General features: G+C 44.4%; 16 protein-coding genes and 8 tRNA genes. 16 read left to right on the forward strand and 8 right to left on the reverse strand.

Going from position 1 to position 22813, the window contains the following annotated elements; translation table 11 throughout:
• Positions 1-30: 30 nt before the first annotated feature.
• Together BS636_RS08785 and BS636_RS08790 are read left to right on the forward strand one after the other, a co-directional pair.
• The gene (locus BS636_RS08785; RefSeq protein ID WP_099338413.1) at positions 31-4551 is read left to right on the forward strand and encodes an Hpt domain-containing protein; all 4521 of its coding nucleotides are present in this window, start codon (positions 31-33) and stop codon (positions 4549-4551) included.
• A gap of 3 nt (positions 4552-4554) precedes the next feature.
• Positions 4555-5016, forward strand: coding sequence for a hypothetical protein (locus BS636_RS08790; RefSeq protein ID WP_099338414.1), 462 nt, complete (start codon positions 4555-4557; stop codon positions 5014-5016).
• A 63-nt stretch (positions 5017-5079) separates the two neighbouring features.
• Here the strand turns inward: BS636_RS08790 and dapE are convergent, their stop codons facing one another.
• The 3 genes from dapE to BS636_RS08805 form a co-directional block, all read right to left on the reverse strand.
• Complete coding sequence (gene dapE / locus BS636_RS08795) at positions 5080-6216, reverse strand: succinyl-diaminopimelate desuccinylase (protein ID WP_099338415.1); 1137 nt, start codon at positions 6214-6216, stop codon at positions 5080-5082.
• 122 nt (positions 6217-6338) lie between these two features.
• Entirely contained in the window at positions 6339-6488 is a 150-nt protein-coding gene (locus BS636_RS08800; protein WP_099338416.1) for an entericidin A/B family lipoprotein, read from the reverse strand.
• 138 nt (positions 6489-6626) lie between these two features.
• Positions 6627-7475, reverse strand: coding sequence for a DUF1853 family protein (locus tag BS636_RS08805; protein WP_099338417.1), 849 nt, complete (start codon positions 7473-7475; stop codon positions 6627-6629).
• 88 nt (positions 7476-7563) lie between these two features.
• Here BS636_RS08805 and BS636_RS08810 point away from each other — a divergent pair, with 88 nt between their 5' ends.
• The 11 genes from BS636_RS08810 (at position 7564) to BS636_RS08860 (ending at position 10427) form a co-directional block, all read left to right on the forward strand.
• On the forward strand, positions 7564-7959 hold the full coding sequence (locus tag BS636_RS08810) for a YbaN family protein (RefSeq protein ID WP_099338418.1): 396 nt from the start codon (positions 7564-7566) through the stop codon (positions 7957-7959).
• A 4-nt stretch (positions 7960-7963) separates the two neighbouring features.
• Positions 7964-8470 (forward strand): cell wall-recycling L,D-carboxypeptidase ElsL, encoded by a 507-nt coding sequence (gene elsL / locus BS636_RS08815; protein WP_099338419.1) that lies wholly within the window; start codon positions 7964-7966, stop codon positions 8468-8470.
• A 543-nt stretch (positions 8471-9013) separates the two neighbouring features.
• A tRNA-Val gene (locus tag BS636_RS08820) sits at positions 9014-9089 on the forward strand.
• A gap of 29 nt (positions 9090-9118) precedes the next feature.
• Positions 9119-9195 (forward strand) — tRNA-Asp (locus BS636_RS08825).
• 49 nt (positions 9196-9244) lie between these two features.
• A tRNA-Asp gene (locus tag BS636_RS08830) sits at positions 9245-9321 on the forward strand.
• Positions 9322-9342: 21 nt separating this feature from the next.
• Positions 9343-9418: transfer RNA gene (locus BS636_RS08835), tRNA-Val, on the forward strand.
• A 13-nt stretch (positions 9419-9431) separates the two neighbouring features.
• Positions 9432-9508: transfer RNA gene (locus BS636_RS08840), tRNA-Asp, on the forward strand.
• A 30-nt stretch (positions 9509-9538) separates the two neighbouring features.
• Positions 9539-9614 (forward strand) — tRNA-Val (locus tag BS636_RS08845).
• A gap of 23 nt (positions 9615-9637) precedes the next feature.
• A tRNA-Asp gene (locus BS636_RS08850) sits at positions 9638-9714 on the forward strand.
• A 102-nt stretch (positions 9715-9816) separates the two neighbouring features.
• Positions 9817-9892, forward strand: a tRNA-Val gene (locus BS636_RS08855).
• A 73-nt stretch (positions 9893-9965) separates the two neighbouring features.
• Positions 9966-10427 carry a DUF2750 domain-containing protein gene (locus BS636_RS08860; RefSeq protein ID WP_099338420.1) on the forward strand — a complete coding sequence of 154 codons (462 nt, stop codon included), beginning with the start codon at positions 9966-9968 and terminating at the stop codon, positions 10425-10427.
• 23 nt (positions 10428-10450) lie between these two features.
• Here the strand turns inward: BS636_RS08860 and BS636_RS08865 are convergent, their stop codons facing one another.
• From BS636_RS08865 to yccS, 4 genes are all read right to left on the reverse strand, one after another.
• Positions 10451-11233: a YdcF family protein gene (locus BS636_RS08865; RefSeq protein ID WP_099338421.1), complete on the reverse strand. Its 783-nt coding sequence runs from the start codon at positions 11231-11233 to the stop codon at positions 10451-10453.
• 102 nt (positions 11234-11335) lie between these two features.
• On the reverse strand, positions 11336-14053 hold the full coding sequence (locus BS636_RS08870) for a PepSY domain-containing protein (RefSeq protein ID WP_099338422.1): 2718 nt from the start codon (positions 14051-14053) through the stop codon (positions 11336-11338).
• A 165-nt stretch (positions 14054-14218) separates the two neighbouring features.
• A complete protein-coding gene (locus BS636_RS08875; RefSeq protein WP_099338423.1) occupies positions 14219-14779 on the reverse strand; it encodes a YcxB family protein in 561 nt (186 codons plus the stop codon).
• An 85-nt stretch (positions 14780-14864) separates the two neighbouring features.
• Entirely contained in the window at positions 14865-17039 is a 2175-nt protein-coding gene (gene yccS, locus BS636_RS08880; protein ID WP_099338424.1) for a YccS family putative transporter, read from the reverse strand.
• Between the two features lie 150 nt (positions 17040-17189).
• Here yccS and BS636_RS08885 point away from each other — a divergent pair, with 150 nt between their 5' ends.
• Complete coding sequence (locus BS636_RS08885; protein WP_099338425.1) at positions 17190-18398, forward strand: multidrug effflux MFS transporter; 1209 nt, start codon at positions 17190-17192, stop codon at positions 18396-18398.
• A gap of 32 nt (positions 18399-18430) precedes the next feature.
• Here the strand turns inward: BS636_RS08885 and BS636_RS08890 are convergent, their stop codons facing one another.
• The gene (locus BS636_RS08890; protein ID WP_099338426.1) at positions 18431-19141 is read right to left on the reverse strand and encodes a nitroreductase; all 711 of its coding nucleotides are present in this window, start codon (positions 19139-19141) and stop codon (positions 18431-18433) included.
• An 890-nt stretch (positions 19142-20031) separates the two neighbouring features.
• Between BS636_RS08890 and gltS the strand changes: the two genes are divergently transcribed.
• Both gltS and BS636_RS08905 read left to right on the forward strand, forming a co-directional pair.
• Positions 20032-21270 (forward strand): sodium/glutamate symporter, encoded by a 1239-nt coding sequence (gltS, locus tag BS636_RS08900; protein WP_099338428.1) that lies wholly within the window; start codon positions 20032-20034, stop codon positions 21268-21270.
• A 60-nt stretch (positions 21271-21330) separates the two neighbouring features.
• A complete protein-coding gene (locus tag BS636_RS08905) occupies positions 21331-22812 on the forward strand; it encodes an alanine/glycine:cation symporter family protein (RefSeq protein WP_099338429.1) in 1482 nt (493 codons plus the stop codon).
• Position 22813 lies beyond the last annotated feature (1 nt).

Consider the following 22813-nt stretch of genomic DNA (forward strand, 5'->3'; position numbering starts at 1 on the left):
CTTGGCGGCAGAACGTAAGAAGCCTTAGCTATGAAAGAAATATTAAAAGATCTAGTTGAAACGACAGCGCTTCCTGAAGATAGTTATCTTGATCAAGATGCTGAAATTTTAGAGATATTTGTCGAAGAGATTGAAGAAATCTTTGTCGAGTTAAATGCTTTATTGCCACAGTGGTTTACCACACCAGATCATCAAGAAACATTAACCACCATTCGCCGCCATTTTCATACCTTGAAAGGTTCGGGGCGTATGGTTGGTGCGAAGCAGGCAGGCGAAATCGCCTGGGCAGTTGAGGATACTTTGAACCGTGTACTTTCCGGTTCAATCACTTTAACGCCAGTCATTCAAAAGTTTGCTCAAGCAACTTTAAATATCTATCAATATGTACTGTATCCATGCTTTAAACAGGTACAGCCATTAACCGTGGATTTACGTCCAGTTGTTCTTTTGGGGCAACAATTACAACAGCAATTGAGTCCAGAGCCAGCACTTGAAGAACTGTTGCAACTTGCAGACAACCTGACTGCTGAAGGTCAGCTGACAGGTCTGGAAATTGCAGATACTGTAGAAGCAGATGCAACAGTTACAGAGATTACTGCCAACACAGAAACTGATCTCACTGTTCAAGTGGATGCAGTTGAAGAACAGCGTACAGATCTTGAAGAAACAGTCGCAATCTTTATTGAAGAAGCCGAAGAACATCTTGCAACGATCCATGAATTCCTGAAACACGAAAATAATGCCAAACAAGACTATAATGGCCTGATTCGTGCGCTGCATACCTTACGTGGTAGTTCATCTATGGCACAGATTGAAGAGATCTGTGAAGCCAGCGTCAAAGTAGAAAATTTATTTAAGACGCTTGTGCAGGATGAAATTGCTTCAACTTCAAGGGAAACAGCACTATTACAGCAATATTCAGAATTCATCGGCGATTATTTGCATCTGCTGAAGCAGGGTAAAACTGAAAAGCTGGCAGCGATTTCTGCCACTTTTGAAGATGTCTGGAATGCTTATGGCTTTACCTCGTCTGAAGAGCATGATGCTGATCAATCTCAAGGTATGGTTACACGTCTAGTTGAACTGAATATCGACCAGTTACTGGATGCTGAGTTTGAGTTTGATAAGCGTGTACTTGAGGAATATCCAGCCTATATCGAAGCTTTAAGCCAGCAGGCTGCAGAGCTGATGGCACATACCGATAACCGTGCTTCAATTGGTATCCATGAATTCGCCTCTCAATTGAAATCAGCTTATGATGCATTGCTGACAAGACCAGTGCTGCTTGAAAGCGATTATGCTTTTGAACTTTTTGCCCAGGCACATCAGGAATTCATTCACCTGTTTGATACCCTGGCTGCGGGTCAACGCGTTATTCTGAATGCCGAAGTTGAAAAACTTCTAGCAGATCTGTCTGCCTTCGTGCAGCAAGATATTGAGGTATTCACTACAGATGAAGCAGTTGAGCCTGTTGCTTCTGCACCAGTCGAGTCAACTGGCTCTATAGCTGTGGATTTTACAAGTCTCAGCCAGCGTATTGCAGCTGACCATCAGCAGCAAAATTCTGAAGATGCTAACCGTGACTTTGATGAAGACTTGCTGGATATCTTCTTGGAAGAAGCAGATGAGTTACTGGCAGGGATTGATGAAGACCTGAACACCTGGTCCAAAGAGCCTGAAAATACCAATTCTTTAAATAATCTGATGCGTTATTTGCATACCCTGAAGGGTGGTGCAAATATGATTACCGCCTCGCATATCGGTTCGATTGCGCATGAGCTGGAAAGCATTTATGAACGCGTGATCCGTCAACAGATAACCGTAACGCCAGCTTTAATCCAGATCATCCGACTGGTACAGGATAACGTGTCTGATCGTATTCAAAGTATTCGTGATGACAAGATCGATTACCCGGCACCTGAAGCAATCAACATCCTGCAAAACATTCAGTCGCTTGTTGCCGGCACAGCTAGCACGGTTCCGGTTGCTGTGGCTGAAACAATAGAAGAACCAACATTATCTATAGGTGTTGAGCAAGAAATTGTTGAAGATGCATCTGAATCTGCTGAGTTCATTGCTGAATCTCAAGAGCTTGAGCAGGTAGATATTCTTGAAGCTGAATCTATCCCTGTGTCAGATGAGCAGTTCCAAGAAGATCCAGCTGTTGAAACACTTACTGTTAAGCCAACTGAATCTACGCTTTCTGAAGAAGATGATCTGAAATCCATTGTTGAAGAAACTTTCCTAGAAGAATCACAAGAGATTCTGGAAAATGCAGAAAAATTACTGAACCAATGGTTCGACCAACGTAGTGACCGTAGCTTATTACTACAACTTCAGCGTGCTGCCCACAGTATCAAGGGTGGCGCCCGCATGATCAGCAATGAAAGCATTGCAAGCATTGCTTATGGTTTAGAAAGCTCATTCGAACAGTTTGCGGTTCATCACTTTAACTCTAATGTCTATGACAGCTTGCTGCAAAAGACATTAAAGTGGCTGGCACAAGCCATCTTTGAGCGTGATTACAGCGGTTTTGAACAAATCAAAGCAGCGTTGGATGCAATTGAGTTTGTCGATGTCACTGCGCAATTGCCTGAGCGTCTGACCAAAACTGAAAGTCTGGAAATTACAACTGGATTCGAGTTTGTTCAGGGTGATGGTACTGAGCCACCGAACATGCTGGGTGAATGGGCTGAAAACACCACCAGCGATAACAGCAACGAGATGATCCGAATCTCAGCTGACCTGGTTGAGAAGATGATTGACTTGTCGGGCGAGAACGCGATTAACCGTTCGCGTATCGAGATGGATCTGGGTCAGCTTGGCAACACATTGAACGAGATGGAGCTGGCGATCAAACGTCTGGCTGATCAGCTGCGTCGAATGGAAGGCGAGCTGGAATCTCAGATTATTGCTAAGCATGGTTCTGAGAACTCACGCTATGCTGACTTTGACCCATTGGAGATGGACCAATATTCATCCCTGAATCAGTTGTCGAAATCTCTTGCCGAATCTGCATCGGACTTAGTGGACTTTAAGACCACACTGGCAGAGAAAATCCGTGATACCGAAGGTTTGTTATTGCAACAATCACGTATTCAAGCAGAGATCCAAGAAAGCTTGATGCGTACCCGTCTGGTTCCGTTTGATCGTATGTTGCCGCGTTTACAACGTATCGTGCGTCAAACCTCAACAACGTTAAACCGTCCAGCGGAACTGATTGTTCAGAATACAGAAGGCGAACTGGATCGTACCATTCTGGAACGTCTGGTCAATCCATTCGAGCACATGCTGCGTAACGCGATTGACCATGGTCTGGAAGATACTGCGGAACGCCTTGCGCTGAATAAACCGGAAGTCGGTTCAATTGTCTTAAACATCAGCCGTCAGGGTACGGATGTCATTATCTCCTTCAGTGATGATGGTAAGGGGATTAATGCCGAAAATATTCGTGCTAAAGCAATTAGTCTAGGCTTGATCACAGCGGAACAACATGTAGATTCAGAAGAACTGCTGCAGTTTATTTTCCATCCAGGGTTCAGTACGGCGAAAGCAGTCACCCAGATTTCTGGTCGTGGTGTTGGTCTGGACGTGGTGCAAAGCGAAATTAAAACACTGGGCGGTCACGTATCGGTAAGTTCTGAACTGGGCAAAGGCACGACCTTTACCATTCGCGTACCGACCACAGTAGCAGTCAGTGATGCCTTGATGGTGAAAGCGGGCGATCAGCAATTTGCTGTTTCCTTGGCGCAAATTGATCGTATTGTCCGTATTGCACCAGCAACTCTAGAAACTTACTTCAACAGTAAGGATGACTACTTCAAGATTGATGGCGTGAACTACAAACTACGTTATCTGTCTGAGTTTGTATCGAATCAGCCAATTCCACGCTTGAATAACGTCGCGCATTCTTTACCAGTCCTGCTCATTAAGGGTAATGGTGGTCAAAGTATTGCGTTACTTGTTGATCAATTAGTGGGTTCACGTGCCCAAATTGTCGTGAAATCAATTGGTAAGCAGTTTGCCAATGTGGGTGTTGTGGCAGGGGCAACCATCCTCGGTGATGGTCAGGTTTGTCTGATTCTGGATGGACAGAATATTGCCCGTCAGGTTCAGGCGACTCAGCGTATCAAACAGGTATCTGATCAACAGGATCTGTCACGTCGTGGTAATGCACGCCGTCTGGTGATGATTGTCGATGACTCCGTAACTGTACGTAAGGTAACGTCGCGTCTGCTAGAACGTCAGGGTTATGACATTGTCACTGCCAAAGATGGTGTTGATGCAATTGAACAGCTAGAAAATGTCCGTCCAGACCTGATGCTGCTAGATATCGAAATGCCACGTATGGATGGTTTCGAAGTGACCAACCTGGTTCGTCACCACGATATTCATCGCAACTTACCGATTATCATGATTACCTCACGTACGGGTGAGAAGCATCGTGAACGTGCCTTCAGCCTTGGCGTAACGCACTATATGGGCAAACCGTTCCAGGAAGCGGAACTGCTTGCCAATGTTCAAGAATTAATTGCTGCTCAACAGGGGTAATGAATGAATAGTCAAACTAAGGTGAACGCCGTATCGGCTGACAAGATCAGCCAGCAGGAGCTACAGCATCTCATTACCGTGTCTACGGGATTCATTGATGCGTATATCATCGACTGTCATGGTAAGGATCCGATGTTGCTGCCGCAGAACATTGTCCTGTCAGCACTAGATAGTGCGACACAGGTAAAAACTGTAGAGTGGCACGATGCGCAGCTACCAGTATATGCAGTGAATGATCCAGAGCGTAAGAATGGTGTTGCGTTAGTCATTGAAGGGGATGAGGCCAATCAGCGCTTTGCCCTGATGTGCAATGAAATGCCGAAGACCATTCGTTTACGTATTTCGGAAATTGTCGATGATGAACGAGAAGTCGAAGATCCGGCAATTTTCCAATATGTTCGTATGGGCGAGAAGATGTACCATATTCCGCAAATGGCACATATTCAGTCCTTCGTCGGTCTATAAGCTAAGGTGATAAAAAAGGAACTCAATTGAGTTCCTTTTTTATTTTGATCATTCCAGTTTGACTTAATTAGCCAACAGGTTAATCAGGATTTTTTCATAAATCTCAGCCAGTGGCTCGAGATCGGCAATATCGACATGCTCATTGATCTGGTGAATCGTTGCATTCAATACACCTAATTCAAGTACTTGCGCACCTGTAGGCGCAATAAAACGACCATCAGATGTACCGCCAGAAGTGGATAGTTCGGTTTCAGTACCAGTGACATCCCGAATCGCATCTTTAGCTGCATTTACCAAATCACCTACTGGGGTCAGGAATGGCAGACCTGATAAAGTCCATGAAATATCGTAATCGACGCCATGACGATCCAGAATTTCTAAGGTACGTGCTTTTAATTCATCCGCTGTTACTTCAGTTGAATAACGCCAGTTGCACAGCAAATTCATGGTACCAGGAACAACATTGGTAGCACCCGTACCGGCATTGATATTTGAAATCTGGAAAGAGGTCGCTGGGAAGTATTCATTACCATTATCCCAGACGGTTTCACACAGCTCAGCAATGGCTTTAGAGGCTGTATGAATTGGATTCACTGCCAGATGTGGATAAGCAACATGACCTTGTTTACCCTTAACCGTTAGGTTGGCATTCAATGAACCACGACGACCATTTTTGACAATATCACCAAGTGTATTGGTACTTGAAGGTTCGCCCACCAGACACCAGGTGATTTTCTCATCACGTGCTTCCAAGGTCTCGATAACTTTCACTGTGCCATTAATTGATGGGCCTTCTTCGTCAGAAGTAATCAGGTAAGCAATTGAACCTTTGTGATCTGGATATTTCTCAATAAAACGCTCAGTCGCCACTACCATCGCTGCCAAAGCAGTTTTCATATCTGCACTGCCACGACCATACAGCTTGCCATCACGAATTTCTGGCAGGAAAGGATCAGAATTCCACGCATCCAGATTGCCTGTAGGCACGACATCAGTATGCCCCGCAAAACAGAACACTGGACCTTCTGTACCTTTACGTGCCCAGATATTGTCCACATCTTCAAAGCGCATAGATTCGATGTTAAAACCTACCTTTTTCAAGCGTTCTGCCATAATGTTCTGGCAATCATGATCGACTGGAGTAACGGAAGGCTGACGTAATAACTGCAGGCTTAAATCGAGAGTCGCGGAAGATGTCATAAGATTCATTCGTAAATCGAGAATATTGTGTGCCCTATGATAGGCGAAGACACGGTAACTTGTGAATCACAGACATAAAAAAACCCTGACAATGACAGGGTTCTTTTACTAAAGCAATAAGATTAGTTGCGGCGGATTTCATCAGAAGTTTTTTCTGCTGTACCAGTCACGGCTTCACCAGCTTTAGACACATCTTTACCAACGCCTTTCATGGTATTACAACCTGTAAGTACAAATGCCAAGATTAAAGAAGTAGCTAGAATTTTTTTCATCATCATCTCCGTATTATCAATAATAAAATTATTATGATGTGGGAGTTAGATTAGAAAATATACGACCGAAAAAATATGTGGTTTTCATAGTTCTTCGGTAAATTAATGTAATAGTTATCAAATTTTTCCGTAAATGGCTTAGATCAGGGTTGGTATTCGGAACATATAGAAATCTCCCTTCAGCGCCGATTTATATAAGCCATTGGTCCACCACTGTGGATAGTCACTGCTCATATGCAGGTTCGGATAGATCCATTCATGCCGTTGCAGGCGATAGAAACCTTTTTCTCGTGGTGGAATCTGATAGCCCCAGCTACCCATACGCCGTCTTGTGTTAACCCAGCTTGGTATTGATGCAGTATGATGAATGGGTAAATACAGCTGTCCCTTCAAAACACAGAAACGCTGATCAATTGGATAATCCAGCGCATCCTGAAACTGAAACTGCTTTTGAGTGAAATGTTTTAACTTACGGTTTAAGGTATCGCTGCGATTTAGTCCATACCAATGTGGCAGGCTAAAATCTGCTTCAGCCAGATAGTATTTTAAGGCAATTTCCCAGTGTTCGATTTGCCCAGTCGTTTTATTCAACAATAGAAAATCAAGCTCACCTAAAGTGCGAGGTCCATCAATTTTCTGAATGCTATGTCCAAGCAGAGTGTAGGGATGATAGGCATCATCCAGCAGCCAGAACCAGATTAACATTTCAAAACGTAGACCTAAACGGGTGCTTTTTAATTGTGCAACAAAATCTTCCAAAGCTTGTGGATTTTGATCCAGTTCCAATAGTCGAGGGTGATAATTTTCCAGATGCTGTTGCCAGATTTGATCAGGATGCAAATCAAACGTGTGCTCCAATTCGAGTTTAGTAGGCACTTGAGATAGGATATTGGGGCTGCCAACAGCAAATGCCAGCTGACGTACCAGCGGATGCTGATACTGTTGCCATGGTTCAATAAAATCCTGAGTCAGGCAGGGTACAGGCATGAAGAGTCCTAGCTAAATGTGCAGAAATACAACGGATAATAATCAAAAACACTTTATACTACCCCAATTCCGAGCTTAGGGTTGCTGTATGAAAGTGTTGTTGTGGCGAAGTCTGGTGGTCATTTTTGTGACATTGGGCTTTATAGGTGCAGTTTTGCCTGGCATGCCAACAACAGTTTTTCTGATTCTGGCTGCCTGGGCTGCCTCTAAAGGCTGGCCGCAGATGGATGAATGGTTGCTGAATCATCCCAAATATGGACCCACCTTACGCGACTGGCGTGCCAATGGTACCGTGCCACGTAAAGCCAAATGGTTTGCCAGTATCATGATGCTGATCAGTGGCATTATCATGCTATTTACCACTGCGCCGTTGGCTGTCAAAATCTTTACTGATCTGACCATGCTGATTGTGGCGATCTGGTTATGGTGTCGCCCGGAACCCAAGCCAATATCTGAACAGCCTATACAGTCTGAAAGGGAATAAATATATGCAGCAATGGAATGTAGAACAAGCCGATATTCTTGTAGATCTGGCTGCACAGAAGCTGTATTTACCTCGCTTTGCCAAAAGCTATTCAATTTCAACCGGTAAAAATGGCAGTGGGGAAGAGGAAAATAGTGGCAAAACGCCCCGAGGCTGGCACAAGGTTGCGGAAAAGATCGGTGCTGATACACCATTAAATAGTGTTTTCATTGCCCGTCATGCAACAGGAGAAGTTTATTCTGAAGCGCTGGCAGCAGAATTCCCCAATCGTGACTGGATTCTAACCCGAATTTTATGGCTCAGCGGTCTGGAAGAGGGCTTTAACTGTGGCGAAGGCTGCGATACTTACCGCCGTTATATCTATATTCATGGCACACCAGATACGGAACCGATGGGAATCCCGATGTCGCATGGCTGTATCCGTATGCGCAATACAGATCTGATCGAGCTGTTTGATTTAGTAAATGAAGAAGCCCTGGTTTATATCTCGGAACAGCCTTTAGAAAAATAAATTCCTGTTAGGGTATCTTTGATTCTTATTTTAAAACTTTCACAAGAGTCGGAGTAGAAGGGAAGTAAAAAGAGATTTTTATTTCACCATTCACATTTAAATACGAGCTATTCGACCACTCTTAGCTATTATAGAAGCCATCATTTGCTTATTAGGGTAGCTATATTTCTTCATAAACATAAAAATATTGCGAAAATTAATCCTATTTTCGAATAAAAATAATTTAGAAATGCATTTTTACATGATCACAACGTGTCATGAGATAAAGCTTTGTATACTATTTCGGCGAAATGGCAGCTTTTGGACCATGTGGTGTAAAAAAGAAACGATCCAGTTCGCGATGAATACCGCTGTATGTAAGTTCGAGATTCACTAAATTTCGGTATAGACTTAAAAAATAAACAAAAAGTGTTGTTTTTTTTGACGATCAACCTATTTTTTAATCACTCGAACCTAAAAAGTGGAAAACATTCGGAAAAGCGTTTGACAGTCTGTGAAGATTCTCTATAATGCACCTCATCAAGCGATGAAGTCGATTTGAAAGGGCGCTTAGCTCAGTTGGTAGAGCGTCTGCCTTACAAGCAGAATGTCGGCGGTTCGATCCCGTCAGCGCCCACCAAGCTTCTTTCAAAGTTAAGATCTTTTAGTGCAGCGGTAGTTCAGTTGGTTAGAATACCGGCCTGTCACGCCGGGGGTCGCGGGTTCGAGTCCCGTCCGCTGCGCCACTTTAAGTTCTTGATGAATCGTTTGCCACAATAGCGACATTGTGTAAGTGCAGCGGTAGTTCAGTTGGTTAGAATACCGGCCTGTCACGCCGGGGGTCGCGGGTTCGAGTCCCGTCCGCTGCGCCATTTACATGATAGACCTTTTGAGGGCGCTTAGCTCAGTTGGTAGAGCGTCTGCCTTACAAGCAGAATGTCGGCGGTTCGATCCCGTCAGCGCCCACCAGATTTTTTGTGATGCAGCGGTAGTTCAGTTGGTTAGAATACCGGCCTGTCACGCCGGGGGTCGCGGGTTCGAGTCCCGTCCGCTGCGCCATCCTAAGAATCAAACAGTTTGACCCTTTAAGGGCGCTTAGCTCAGTTGGTAGAGCGTCTGCCTTACAAGCAGAATGTCGGCGGTTCGATCCCGTCAGCGCCCACCATATCTTCTAAAGATATACGACACGCAGCGGTAGTTCAGTTGGTTAGAATACCGGCCTGTCACGCCGGGGGTCGCGGGTTCGAGTCCCGTCCGCTGCGCCATTTTTCATTCCCTGATGTGAAAAATGTGCTATCAAAGTCCAAGACTACGCGCTTCGCTTGTCTTGCATCATAAAAAATAACGATGTTATTTTTTACTCTTCAGGGCGCTTAGCTCAGTTGGTAGAGCGTCTGCCTTACAAGCAGAATGTCGGCGGTTCGATCCCGTCAGCGCCCACCATATTCTCTCTTGCTTAAAATCTCAATTTTCCATAAAATCTTAAGTCTATAATAATTTATAAGATTTCATGGCTATGAGAAATCCATATCAGCGCAAGGCCGCGTCTAAAACTCAAACTACTTCTTACGAACCTCAACAAATTTACAAACAGTTCATTGAAACCATTGTGGCCCAAGGCTGCATTTACGCACTTTATCAAGATGGCTGGGCACTTTGTGCAACGCCAACAGGTCAAAAAGCTTTTGCAACCTGGCAAAGTAAAGGTCTAGCAAAACTGCTGATCAAAGATAATTGGGAAAAGTATGAGATTCAGGAAATTACTTTCAAAGACTTTATTGAAAAAGTGATTCCTTTCCTGCGTGAAGAAAATACGGCCGTATCTCTCGATCTGACTCCCGAAGGGCAAAATATTCTGGTCGCGCCAGAAAAAATGCTGCTGGATATCAAGAATTATCTGTATCAAATCTATGTGCAGAAACCGGAAATCTTTAAAAGCGGCAATATTCCATTGCCACGCCAAATCCGACTGCATTAATTTTATCTTTAAACTAACTATTTTTAGTATTCATTTAGCAGCCAACCGCTAAGAAAAGCAAAATACTCGCGTAGCCATGAGTTATAGCGGATATATAGCGGGGTTTCTGCGCTAATACTAATCACTTGCGTATAGCCTTGATGCTTGGCAATAGCACGTGCACGAATGCTATGAAAGTCACTGGTCACAATGGTGATCGGGTCATTTAGGTTAATCTGATGCTGATTTAAAATCTTTTTAGAGTTCAGCAGATTCAGTTCAGTACTGGTGCTTTGGGCTTCCAGTTCAATCGGATTGCGAACAGCAGGATATGTTTGTTTAAAATAAGCCTGCATGATTTCAGCTTCAGTAGTTTTCTCTTTAAAACTTAAACCACCCGTCATAATGATCAAAGCTTTAGGATGGAATTGTGCGTATTCAGCTGCAGCATCCAGGCGCTTTTGTAGAGTTGGTGAGGGCTTGTTATTTTCACTGCCACTGCCTAAAACCAGAATTGCTTTGGTGGGCTGTTGGGTATTATCACTATTGATATTACATTGAATATAGCCAAAAAAGATCAAGACACTGGCGATCCATGCAAAAAATCCAGCCCACAACCATTTCCATAAGTTGGAACATAGCCTGGACTGCTGTTGCCATTGCTGGAAATAGGGAAAGAATAGAGCATAAATGATCAGAAAAATGCCTATTACCAATGGCAACAGGATTCCAAGATGAATCTTGTCTTGCGAGAGTAGCCAGAGACTATCCGCGCTCAGTACAAGCCCGACAATGCCACTACTTAGGCGTTTATAAAAACCTGACATGAATGATCCTATTATTTTTAAATTTTATTGTAGATATTTCAGTTGAATAGACAAGAAAAAACCGGGCACAGATGCCCGGTTTTTCTCAATCAGTTCAATTCATTAATACACGTCGCGGCGGTAACGACCGTCCTGACGTAACTGATCAACAGTTGATTCACCCAAAATATCAATTAGTGCCTGATCGACATCACTGGCCATGCCATTAATACTACCGCAAACATAAATCACGGCACCATTGTTTATCCAAGCTTTCAGCTCGTCTGCAGCTTCACGAAGTTTATGATGTACATAAACCTTTTCAGCCTGATCACGCGAGAAAGCCAGATCCAGACGTTTCAACGTACCTACAGTTTGCCAAGCTTCCAGAGTTTCCTGATAGAAGAAGTCATGCTCACGCTGACGTTCACCAAAGATCAGCCAGTTTTCACTATAGTCCTGACGGTTACGGGCATGCAATAAACTCATCAGACCAGCGACCCCGGTACCATTACCAATACAGATAATTGGACGGTTATCATCCACCAGATGGAACGAATCATTGCTGCGGATACGTAATGCAATTGGGGCATTAAGCGCCGCATACTGTGTTAACCAGCCTGAACCTAGCCCCAGTTCACCTGATGCATTCTTTTGCTGACGCACCACCAGACGCAAGACTTGCTGGCTTGGAATACTGGCAATTGAATATTCACGGGTTGGTAGGGTAGGCAATTGTTTGATCAAATCATCCAAAGAGTCGTAAGGTTTGACTGAAACGGTTAGATCACGATCACAAAGCAGCTGTTCAATCGGCTGATTTGCACTCGATACCATACTTCCAGCAGTGACCTTCTGTTGCAATAAGAAGGCTTGAATACGTTCAGCACTGTTACTCGGCTGGATTTCAGCAATATCACCCGCTTGCCATTGCGCTTCATGTTCTGGTTTAAATTCTAGATTAAAGGCAGGAGCACCCAGGCTACCCGGATTCAGTACTTCACGTTTAACGAGTGTCCAGTGGTCAAAGGTTTTATCAATTCCCATGCCTTGTAGTTTGAGCTGAGTCGACTGAGCAAGTGCAACATTCCACTGCTGGATGTGTTCATTGTTCCCATTGTCAACGTCAATAGTGGCAAATAATTGCTTCGCACCATTGTTTTTCAGCCACTGATCAATGCGGTGACCAAAGCTACAGAAGGTATCTGGATATTCTTTAGAACCTAATGCCAAGACCGCATAACGAAGATGACTGAGGTCAGCTTTGCTAGAAAGAATTCTCTTCTCAAATGAAGAAGCGAGGTCAGGTGCTTCACCAGTCCCATAAGTACTTGCAACAAACAGTACCTGTTCAGCCTGTTGCAGATCAGCCAGTGTTAATTGCTGCACTGCTTTTACTGTTGCCGGTTGACGTGCTTGCTGCAGGGCAGTTGCAGTACGCCAAGCCAGTTGTTCAGAAACACCGGTTTGTGTGGCATAGGCGATCAGCCAAGGTTTGGCATTTGGATCAAGATCGACTGCTGCTGCACCTTGACGAGCGGCTAGGGTGAGTTTCTTTTGTTTACGACGTTTCAGATACAGCAACCAGCCGGTCACAAAGAACAGCGGCATGGTTAAGGAAGCGAGCATAACCAAGAACTGGTAGACTGGACCAAAGAAGCTGCCACGGTGAACCGGTAGCATGCTGCTCATGATCTTTTCATTCAGTTTTTTGTCTTCATACATTTCTACAGATGTGAATGCTGCATCCTGATAGTTATAAGTCGCATTATTACGTGCACGTTCGTGCTGAACTTCAACATCAGTAAAGCTTAGTTTCAGTTCGCCATCTGCTTTTTTGGGAAGCGTAAAAGTCACTGATGAGTATTTGTCATTAAATTCATTCTGGAAACCAGCCCAGCTCTTGTCTAATGCAGTAAGTACAACGGCTTCATCTACACTTGGCCCACGACCTTCACCGCGGTTTTCGCGTTGACCTTCACCTCGTGGACCACGTTCGCCTTCGCCACGTCCTTCACGGCGTTCACCACGCATTTCACCTTGAGCACGACCTTGTTCACCTTCTGCGCGAGGGCCACGCTGACCTTCAGCTCGCTGTTCACCACGTGCTTCGCCACGACCTTGTCCTTCACCACCACGGCCACCTGGACCTTGCATTTCTGGTTGCGGACGTTCTACACCCATGACCTTGTACATGCCGCTACGCCACCAGTCATATGACCAGGTGAGGCCAGTACAGGCGAGAATCAGGTAAAAGATTGCGACCCAGGTTCCTGCAACTGCATGTAGATCCCAAATAAAGTTACGACCTTTTAATTGTGGCTTGAACGAGAACCACTGTTTGATAGAGTGGCGTTTTGGCCAGCGTAAGTAAATACCCGACAAAACAAAGAAGATCAGCATCAGGACACAGGCACCGGTGATCTGTTTACCCACAGGGCCCACAGTCAGGTTACGGTGTAATTGCTCCACAAACTTGAAGAACTCACGGCCTTTGATTTCAGGCAGTACTTCAGCTGTATACGGGTTGACCAGCATGTTATAGCCACGACGCGCACCTTCTTTAGCAATATTCACCGTACTGGAGCCAGTTGGACTGGCATCCAGGCTGACGCTGTTGATCTGCATCTCAGGATCTTGCTGCTTAAAGTGTTGATACAGCTCAGCCGGACTAAGTTTCGGTCCAGGTTGTGCCTGTACGGTATAGCTGTCCGTATTGATCCATTTCAGGATCTGTTGTTCATAGGAATAAATCGCACCGGTGACGCCCATAATGGACAGAATCAAACCGGCAGTAATTCCAAGAAACCAGTGGATCTGGAAAAAGGTTTTTTTAAACATGGTCGATGGATAAAAATAGCAATGTTAGAAAATGCTCTGATTATAGAGGAATATTATTCAGAAATGATGGATTTTGCGGATAATATTTATTCTCATTATCGTTTACAGTTATAGATACAAAAAAACCTCCATACCGGGGCAGGAGGTTTTTGATGAAAGTTCGTTTTAGATTTCTTTCGGTTCGCCGACTTCTTCACGTAAATGCTTGCGAATCGTTTCAAACGAAAAATTCTTGCTATCCAGTCGTTTAGGCAGGATATAAGCACCTTGTTGACCTTTCACTTTGAAATTAAGCAACATGAAATCTGGTGTGTTATACCATTCGTAGATGTCTTTCCAGCCAATCGCGCCTACACCTTCCTGTAGCCCCATTTTCTGACGCATCACGATCCCATGAGGTTGTACACCTAGACGAATACCTTTGATTTCCTGAACTGGAAATTCATTCATTTTGCGTTTTACATACCATTCCAGACCAAAGGTACGGATCAGGTAGTACAGCACCACACCTACCAGTGCCACCCAGCAAAAAATCGTAGAATAGTTCTTGAGCAGGATAATGCCCAGAATAGAAAGTGCCACAACAGCACCCATAATCAGCCAGGCTTTCATGCCAATTTTATTGGTACTGCGCCAGATCATCAGCTGAGCATGGCGTTGTTCCTGTTCTGTTACTTCATAGTTCACAGGCTGTAGGGTATAGGCGTATAAATTTTTCGCGGTCATAGTGAAATTTACAAATTTAAAACTGCAAAAAGTTTAGCATTATTTGTACCAATTCAGTGAGTATATTGTTCCAAAATCAGTCAAATTATAATGAGGCTAATTCGGTCGCATGTTCATCACGTTCATGGCTTAAACTTTGCTTTAACTGACTGAGTTGATTCAAGATACTGAACATTAAGGACAGTTGCTGCAAAATGATCAATGATTTCTGGTCTTCATCCTGCTGATGGGTCAGGCGTTGACGGATATTCTGGATCATGTTTTGTGCACTGAGATCGGGCACTTCGTCCGCTAACAATGCACCACGAATGTCCTCAAGCGCTTGATCAAGCAGGCTTAAAATTTCCTGATCTTCAATTTTTTCACGATGTGCACCCAATGCAGCAATATAGCTGATCAGGGTGTGGTTCAGACACAGGAATTCAAAAGCCTGGCTTTTTTGCAGAGGATCAAAATCAGGTTCAGTCGCCAGGGTCGAAATCAGAGAAGCCACTTCAGCATCGGTATTATGCGCAGCACGGCGCACGATCCGGTAACGCAGACCATTGTTACGTCCCGATTTATACTGTTCAATCACTTCGCTCAGGTAATCGACTTCAGCACTTAAAGAACGTTTGATCGAGCGTGGCAGACGACGGAATTTCCAGTCCGGGAAGATAAAACTTACCCCAAACCAAGCCACCGCACAGCCAATCAGGGTATCAATCATACGCGGCATCGCAGCGGCAAAGCCCATGCCATCCAGGTTAAAGTTAATAAGGGCCAGAATGGTGATAAATGCAGTGGCCTGTGCATATTGTTTACTGCGCAGTTCGAAGAACAGCACACCACTGAGAATCAGCAGCAATAACTGACCTTCCACAGACGGCACAAAGTACAAAATGGCATAACCGAGTAAAATTCCGACCAAGGTGCCGACAATCCGCAGACGTAAACGACGTTTGGTGGCGTTAAAGTTGGGTTGGCTGACGAACAGGGCAGTGAGCAGAATCCAGTAACCATACTGGATCTGGGTCAGTTGCACAAAGATGTAGGAAATCAGCAGTACGATCGACAGGCGCACCGCATGACGGAACAGTACCGATTCCGGCGTTAAATGCTGCTTAAAGCGGATTTTAATATCTTCCCAGCCTTTTAAGTCATCATCTTTGAGCTGGTTTTCAATCTGTTTAGCACGATCGAACTTCATATGTCGTTCAGTTTCCAGGTTACGCAACTGTGCATCAATTGATTTCAGGTTCTGATATAAAGAAAACAGCGCATTGATCCAGACTTCATCATATTGTTGTTCCTGACGTAACTTATCGAGCGAATAACGCAGGTTTTTAAAGGCATGTTTAAAGCGCGAATTATGCTTATAAGTTTTGCGTTGCAGAATACTTTCACTTAGATCCTTACAGGCTTTGCCCTGAATCGACAGAATGCGTTGGAAGCGGAACAGAATGTCACTGTGCTCAAAAATCTTGGCCAGTTTCTGATAATCAATATGTGCTGAATCCGCACGTTCATGGATGTCCTGAGCAATAAAATAATATTGCAAACTGCGACGGGTATCTTTCTGACCACGGTCACCTTTGAGTCGGGTCAGCAAGGCAGTTTTCATATCATTAAAAATCGCAATCAATTTGCCATTTTCAAGTGAAAGTTCAATCATGCTGTGCTGATAACTGCTGGAGGTCATATCGACATCAAACAGGTTTGACTTGGCATACAGAAAGTCACCGAGTGAGGAATAGCACTTGGCCAGATTATCCTGCGCCAGACGGCTAGGGAACAGCAGGAAACTAATTGTTGAAAGCAGGCCATACCACACAGCACCTATCACCAGCAGACCGGCCTGCGTATACCAATTATCAAACAGTTCTACGCCAAGCATGGAATAGACTGAGATCACCAGACAGCCATAGGAAATGGTGGCGTAACGCCGTCCCAGTGAACCGAGCAGTATCAGACCAATACAGGATACAATTAGCGCCAAGGCAAACAGGACTGGATAAGGGAAAAGTAAATAAACAGCGGCAGCAGTGATGAAGAAGCCGAGATAGGTGTAGAGAAGATTTAGAATCCGGACCGAGAAACGGTCATCAATATCGCTTAAACCCGCAGCCACCACGCCCAAAGTTAATGGAATGGTCATCAACTGCTGTCCCATCAGATAAGGCACAAAGGCAGTTCCTGCAAAGGCAATGATCATCCGCAGGTTATACATAAAGGTCGTATTGCCGGTGGTTCGCTTGAAACGAGAGAGCCAGGATTTCAAGATTCGTCCTTCTATACCACTGTCTTTAGATAAAGACTTAATAAGTTTGTGAAAATTTAGCAATAAAAATAAATGAATTTGCTTCACAAATCATACTATGCCCTGTGTAAACTTGTCTGCACAGCGCTCATTTAAATTCTAAATATCATTATGTCGACAACCACGACCAATAAAAACTATGCCATGTCCTGGATTATTTTATTGGCATCCCTCACTGCACTTGGCCCGCTTTCTATTGATATGTATTTGTCGGCATTGCCGCAAATGGCGGAAGACTTCGGTGTCAGTACCCAGCAGGTAGCGAACAGTCTGCCGGCCTATTTTCTAGGGCTGGCGATCGGGCAGCTGGTCTATGGCCCGGTTAGTGACCGGATTGGACGTAAACCCCCACTGTACTTTGGCCTGATCTTATATGTGCTGGCGAGTCTACTCTGCGTATTTGCGCAAAATGAATGGAGTCTAATTGCCGCACGGGTGCTGCAAGCTTTAGGTGGATGTGTCGGTGTGGTGATAGCACGTGCTGCAATCCGTGACCGCCTGGATATGCAGTCATCAGCACAGGCTTTTGCCAGTATGATGATTGTCAGCACCATTGCCCCAATTCTAGCGCCGAGTATGGGTGCCTGGGTATTGCTAGTATTCGAATGGAATATGATTTTTGTATTGCTGATGCTGTTCGGTCTGGTAATTCTGGCATGTGTGCATTTCTTCTTTAAAGAAACCCTGGAGCCAGAGCGCCGTTTGCAGCTGAACTTTACCCAGGTCATGAGCCTGTATCAGGCAATTTTTCAGGATGAAAGTTTTAGAAAGCCGATGTTTGCTGGCTGTTTTTCTAGTGCAGTGTTGTTCTGTTATATCACATCATCTTCAGCGATTCTGATGGATCATTTTCATCTGAGTGAACAGCAGTTTGCCTATGTCTTTGGTGGCAATGCTGTCGGGATTATGCTGTTTTCAACCCTGAATAAAAAGCTGGCGCATCGGTTTGGAATCTTAAGCCGTTTAAGAATTGGTACTACGTTGCAGCTCAGTGGCGTCATTGCTTTACTGGTTCTGGGATTAATTGAAACCGAATCGCTGATCCTGGTTATTATGGCTATGTTTATGGTGGTGGCATCAATTGGTTTTACCGGACCCAATGCTATGGCGATTGCGATGTCTGAACAAGGGGCGCGTGCCGGAACCGCCAGTGCCATTATGGGCAGCATGCAGTTTGCCTGCGGTCTGCTTGGCGGGATTCTACTGAACTTTATGTTGTGGAATGCTTTATTCAATATGGCGTTGGTCATGGCGATCTTTGTCGGGATTGCGGCATCGACCATTTATCGCCTGAAGTTACCGTCACCTAAAGCCGATTAAGCTCAGTGACGGCAATAATTTAAAGTTTGAAGTTATTCGTCATTTAAAAAGACAGCAAAGTCTTCGACTGGCACACGTGGTGTAATAAAGGTATTCACAATATCGTCTGGGTCGGCATAGCCAAGTGCCATGCCGCACACTAGTTCTTCATCTTCTGGTGCACCAACCACGTCGAGCACAATACGATGGAAATGATTCCAGGCGGCTTGAGGGCAGGTATCCAGTCCACGGGCTTTGGCTGCTAGCATCACGTTCTGGATCATCATGGAAATATCCATTTTTGAACCGATGCCGAGTGATTTGTGTACGGTAAAGAATAGACCCACCGGGGCATCAAACAATTGAAAATTGCGTAGCTGCTGGCGCGCCATTTTCTCTTTTTCGCCTTTCTGAATATTCAACAAGCCATACAGCCCCCAGCCATTTTCACGGCGACGGTCGATAAAAGGTGACAGCCATTGTTCCGGATAATAAGAGAAGGTTTCTTTATACTGTTCCGCTAGCGCTGGATTTTGATAAATCTCCATCTGCGCCTGACACACTTGCTTGACCAGTTCATTACGCTTTTGACCTGTGACCACATACACTTTCCAGGGCTGGGTATTGGTGCCAGAAGGTGCACGGCTGGCAACCGTTAAAATATCTTTCAAGGTTTCTTGATCTATAGGAGTAGTCAAAAAGGCACGAACTGAATGACGAGACGTAATGGTTTGATCCACAGCATTGACGATTGTTTGATCCATATGAGTTGTTGCTTCCTTGATAGTAATTTCTGGTTATAAACTAGACAAATGATAGTAGCTGATACCATGACAGAAGTGCATCTATTCGCAGTGATTTAAAATAAAAACATGAACTTCTATGTACAGACGAATATCTGAGTCATTAAATAATGCATCTGTATCTTTTTATTGCTGTATAGCTATAGAGTTACTCATCTATAGTTTAATTTTTACTTAAATATCTTGTGTTTAAGTTAAGTAAAACTTTCATAAAACAGCTTTATAAGCAATAAAGACTACAATAATCCTAAGAAAAGAGATCGAAGCTTCAATGAATCTCCATTAAATATGCGGTATTTATAATGAATTGTTAAAACTTTAAACCGAGGAATGCCTGATCAGAAAAATATCAATTTATGAATTATTTTTATGAAAAGTCAAACTATTGTTAATAAAAAACAATAATACAGTGCATTAAGACACCGCATAATGTCCGACTTTTCATCTGAAGGTTCATTCTAAATATCTTGAACAGATTGTAAATGCAGAAACAGTGTTCATCGCCGTATCTCTGTAGCGTGTCTGTCAGGTTAGAAAGAATTCAGAAATATTGTGCTTCGAGATCCTGCAGGATGATGAAGCTTTTATCTCGTCATTTGATGCAGAACAGATTGTTCAACAGTTTCTAGATTTTGGACATTGTATTTTTAAGATGGCTTTAGGGTTATATGCAATCGGCAAGATTGCATTGACGAATTTGAATCAGGTGCTGAATTGTTTTGTTCTTCTAAAAGCTATTGCTGTCCATGTTGACTGATATAGGGTAGGGAGGTGGATGTGATCCACTGAACTGAAGTCACAAGATTACTTTTAGAACAATAAAAATTCAGAATCATCTTGGGCAAATAATTATGGATTTTACTTTTAACGCATTTTATACCTTGATTGCCGCAGTGATTGTCTTGTTGCTTGGTCGTTTCCTGGTGAATAAAATCGATTTCTTAAAGCGCTATAACATTCCGGAACCTGTTGCAGGTGGTCTGGTTGCAGCGATTATCTCCCTGATCATCCATAGCTTGTGGGGTTACAGTATTACCACAAGTGCAGAATTACAGACCAGCTTTATGCTGGTGTTCTTTGCGTCGATTGGTCTGAGTGCCAACTTCGCCAAGTTGCGTGAGGGTGGAATTGGTCTGGTAATCTTTTTGGTGGCGATTTCACTATTTATTATTGTGCAAAACATCGTCGGCATTTCGCTTGCAACATTGCTTGGTATTGATCCGCTGATTGGTCTGATTGCCGGTTCAATTACCTTGACCGGTGGTCACGGTACTGCTGGGGCATGGGGCGAGATTCTAGAAGCTGAACATGGTATTCAGGGTGCCCTGGTGATTGGTATGGCCAGCGCGACTTTCGGTCTGATCATTGGTGGTCTGATCGGTGGTCCTTTAGCGAGAATGTTAATTAACCGTTATGCATTGGCGAACCCACGTACGAATGCACAGGTAGAAAAACGTGATAACACGCCAATGGATATTAATTCTACTGAATATATCCCATTTGAATATCCACATCGTGTTCGTCTGATCACCGCGGATAATGCCATTACCACACTAGGTCTGTTTGCAGGCTGTCTGGCATTTGCTGAGTTTATGACCGGATTTAGTAAAGGTACTGCATTTGAACTGCCAACTTTTGTTTGGGCGCTGGCGGGTGGTGTGATCCTGCGTAATGTTCTTGAAGGTGTATTCAAGGTTCAAGTCTTTGACCGTGCAATTGATGTCTTTGGTAATGCTTCATTGTCGCTTTACCTAGCAATGGCATTGCTATCTCTGAAACTATGGCAATTGGCAGATCTTGCAGGTCCATTGATGGTCATCCTCGGTGCACAGACCATTACTATGGCGCTGTATGCAGCATTTGTGACTTTCCGTGTCATGGGTAAAAACTATGATGCAGCAGTCCTGGCCGCGGGCCATTGTGGTTTTGGTATGGGCGCAACACCGACGGCAGTCGCTAACATGCAGGCTGTTACCAATATGTACGGTGCATCGCACAAGGCCTTCCTGATTGTACCGCTCTGTGGTGCGTTCTTCGTAGACTTGATCAATGCCACTGTGATTCAGGTGATCCTGAAATTCTTTGTATAAGATAAGGATGTCTATGCGAAGTCAAAACAATAAATCTAAGGCACATAGAAAGGATTGGATATGAATGAACAGCTGAATGAAACCCTGCTGGGTTGGGTGAATGCCTTAAATGGTCCACTTTGGGATTTTCTGGTCGTCTTTCTGGTTGCAGTCGGTATTCTGTATACCATCATGACGGGTGCGGTGCAGATTCGTCTGTTCTGGCACAGTATGAAAGTGATGAAAGGCAGCCGTACCGAGGGTGATGATAAACACGGGCATGGGATTACCCCATTCCAAGCTTTCGTGACAGGACTTGCCAGCCGTGTAGGTGTTGGTAATGTCGCTGGTGTAGCAATCGCGATCGCGATTGGTGGACCGGGTGCAGTGTTCTGGATGTGGTTTACCGCTTTCCTCGGCATGAGTTCAGCCTTTGTTGAATCTTCATTGGCACAGCTGTTCAAGGTGCGTGATACCCAGAACAAACAGTTCCGTGGTGGACCCGCGTATTACATTACCCAAGGTCTGAAACAGAAATGGCTGGGGATCGTCTTTGCTATTGCGCTGATTTTGACGTACGGCTTCGTGTTTAATGCTGTACAGGCGAATGCGATTATTGGTGCAACTTCACATGCCTGGGGCTGGGATCAGGCAAATTTGAAACTGCCATTGGGCGGTTTTGACTTTGAGGTTTCCTGGTTAGGGCTGTTGCTGGTCTTGATTACGGCCTGCATCATCTTCGGTGGGATCAAACGGATTGCCAAAGTGGCAGAAGGTGTTGTACCGATTATGGCCCTTCTGTATCTGATCGTGGCACTGTATATCGCCGTAATTAACTACGATGTGTTGCCATCAATTTTCCAACTGATTTTCAGCAAGGCTTTTGAATTTGAAGCCGCTGCCGGTGGTTTCTTCGGTGCCATGGTGTCTATGGCAATGATGATGGGTATCAAACGTGGTCTGTTTTCTAACGAAGCCGGTATGGGTTCTGCACCGAATGCCGCAGCTGCATCTGATGTGAAGCATCCGGTAAATCAGGGACTGGTACAAATGCTTGGTGTATTTGTGGATACCTTTGTGGTGTGCTCATGTACCGCGATCATTATTCTGGTCTCGGGCCTGTATCAAAATGCCGGATTCGAAGGGGTGACCCTGACCCAGATGGCGCTAGAAAGCCAGATCGGTTCTTGGGGGGATGACTTCCTGGCACTGATCCTGTTCCTGTTTGCATACTCGTCCATTATCGGGAACTACGCCTATGCAGAAGGGAATGTCCAGTTTATCAATAACAATCCACGTGTGATGATGATCTTCCGTATTCTGGTGCTGTTCATGGTGTACTTTGGCTCAATTGCCAGCGTACCTCTGATCTGGAACATGGCGGATCTGTTTATGGGGGTGATGGCAAGTATCAACTTGATTGCCATTCTGTTGTTGATGCCATTTATCCTGATGCTTTTGAAAGACTATACCGGTCAGTTGAAGCGTGGGGTGAAGGAACCGGTGTTTAAACTGGATCAACATCCGAAGTTTAAAGACAAGGTCAAATCAGATATCTGGTAAA

Origin of the sequence: Acinetobacter sp. LoGeW2-3, from assembly GCF_002688565.1 — a bacterium.
Classification (GTDB): domain Bacteria; phylum Pseudomonadota; class Gammaproteobacteria; order Pseudomonadales; family Moraxellaceae; genus Acinetobacter.

What these genes read in the sequence shown, in the direction of transcription:
- BS636_RS08810 (WP_099338418.1), top strand. Translation starts at nt 7,564, where the DNA reads ATGAAAGTGTTGTTGTGGCGAAGTCTGGTGGTCATTTTTGTGACATTG.
- BS636_RS08875 (WP_099338423.1), bottom strand. Translation starts at nt 14,779, where the DNA reads ATGACCGCGAAAAATTTATACGCCTATACCCTACAGCCTGTGAACTAT.
- BS636_RS08865 (WP_099338421.1), bottom strand. Translation starts at nt 11,233, where the DNA reads ATGTCAGGTTTTTATAAACGCCTAAGTAGTGGCATTGTCGGGCTTGTA.
- BS636_RS08800 (WP_099338416.1), bottom strand. Translation starts at nt 6,488, where the DNA reads ATGAAAAAAATTCTAGCTACTTCTTTAATCTTGGCATTTGTACTTACA.
- elsL (WP_099338419.1), top strand. Translation starts at nt 7,964, where the DNA reads ATGCAGCAATGGAATGTAGAACAAGCCGATATTCTTGTAGATCTGGCT.
- BS636_RS08785 (WP_099338413.1), top strand. Translation starts at nt 31, where the DNA reads ATGAAAGAAATATTAAAAGATCTAGTTGAAACGACAGCGCTTCCTGAA.
- BS636_RS08805 (WP_099338417.1), bottom strand. Translation starts at nt 7,475, where the DNA reads ATGCCTGTACCCTGCCTGACTCAGGATTTTATTGAACCATGGCAACAG.
- BS636_RS08870 (WP_099338422.1), bottom strand. Translation starts at nt 14,053, where the DNA reads ATGTTTAAAAAAACCTTTTTCCAGATCCACTGGTTTCTTGGAATTACT.
- dapE (WP_099338415.1), bottom strand. Translation starts at nt 6,216, where the DNA reads ATGACATCTTCCGCGACTCTCGATTTAAGCCTGCAGTTATTACGTCAG.
- BS636_RS08860 (WP_099338420.1), top strand. Translation starts at nt 9,966, where the DNA reads ATGAGAAATCCATATCAGCGCAAGGCCGCGTCTAAAACTCAAACTACT.
- gltS (WP_099338428.1), top strand. Translation starts at nt 20,032, where the DNA reads ATGGATTTTACTTTTAACGCATTTTATACCTTGATTGCCGCAGTGATT.
- BS636_RS08790 (WP_099338414.1), top strand. Translation starts at nt 4,555, where the DNA reads ATGAATAGTCAAACTAAGGTGAACGCCGTATCGGCTGACAAGATCAGC.
- BS636_RS08890 (WP_099338426.1), bottom strand. Translation starts at nt 19,141, where the DNA reads ATGGATCAAACAATCGTCAATGCTGTGGATCAAACCATTACGTCTCGT.
- BS636_RS08885 (WP_099338425.1), top strand. Translation starts at nt 17,190, where the DNA reads ATGTCGACAACCACGACCAATAAAAACTATGCCATGTCCTGGATTATT.
- BS636_RS08905 (WP_099338429.1), top strand. Translation starts at nt 21,331, where the DNA reads ATGAATGAACAGCTGAATGAAACCCTGCTGGGTTGGGTGAATGCCTTA.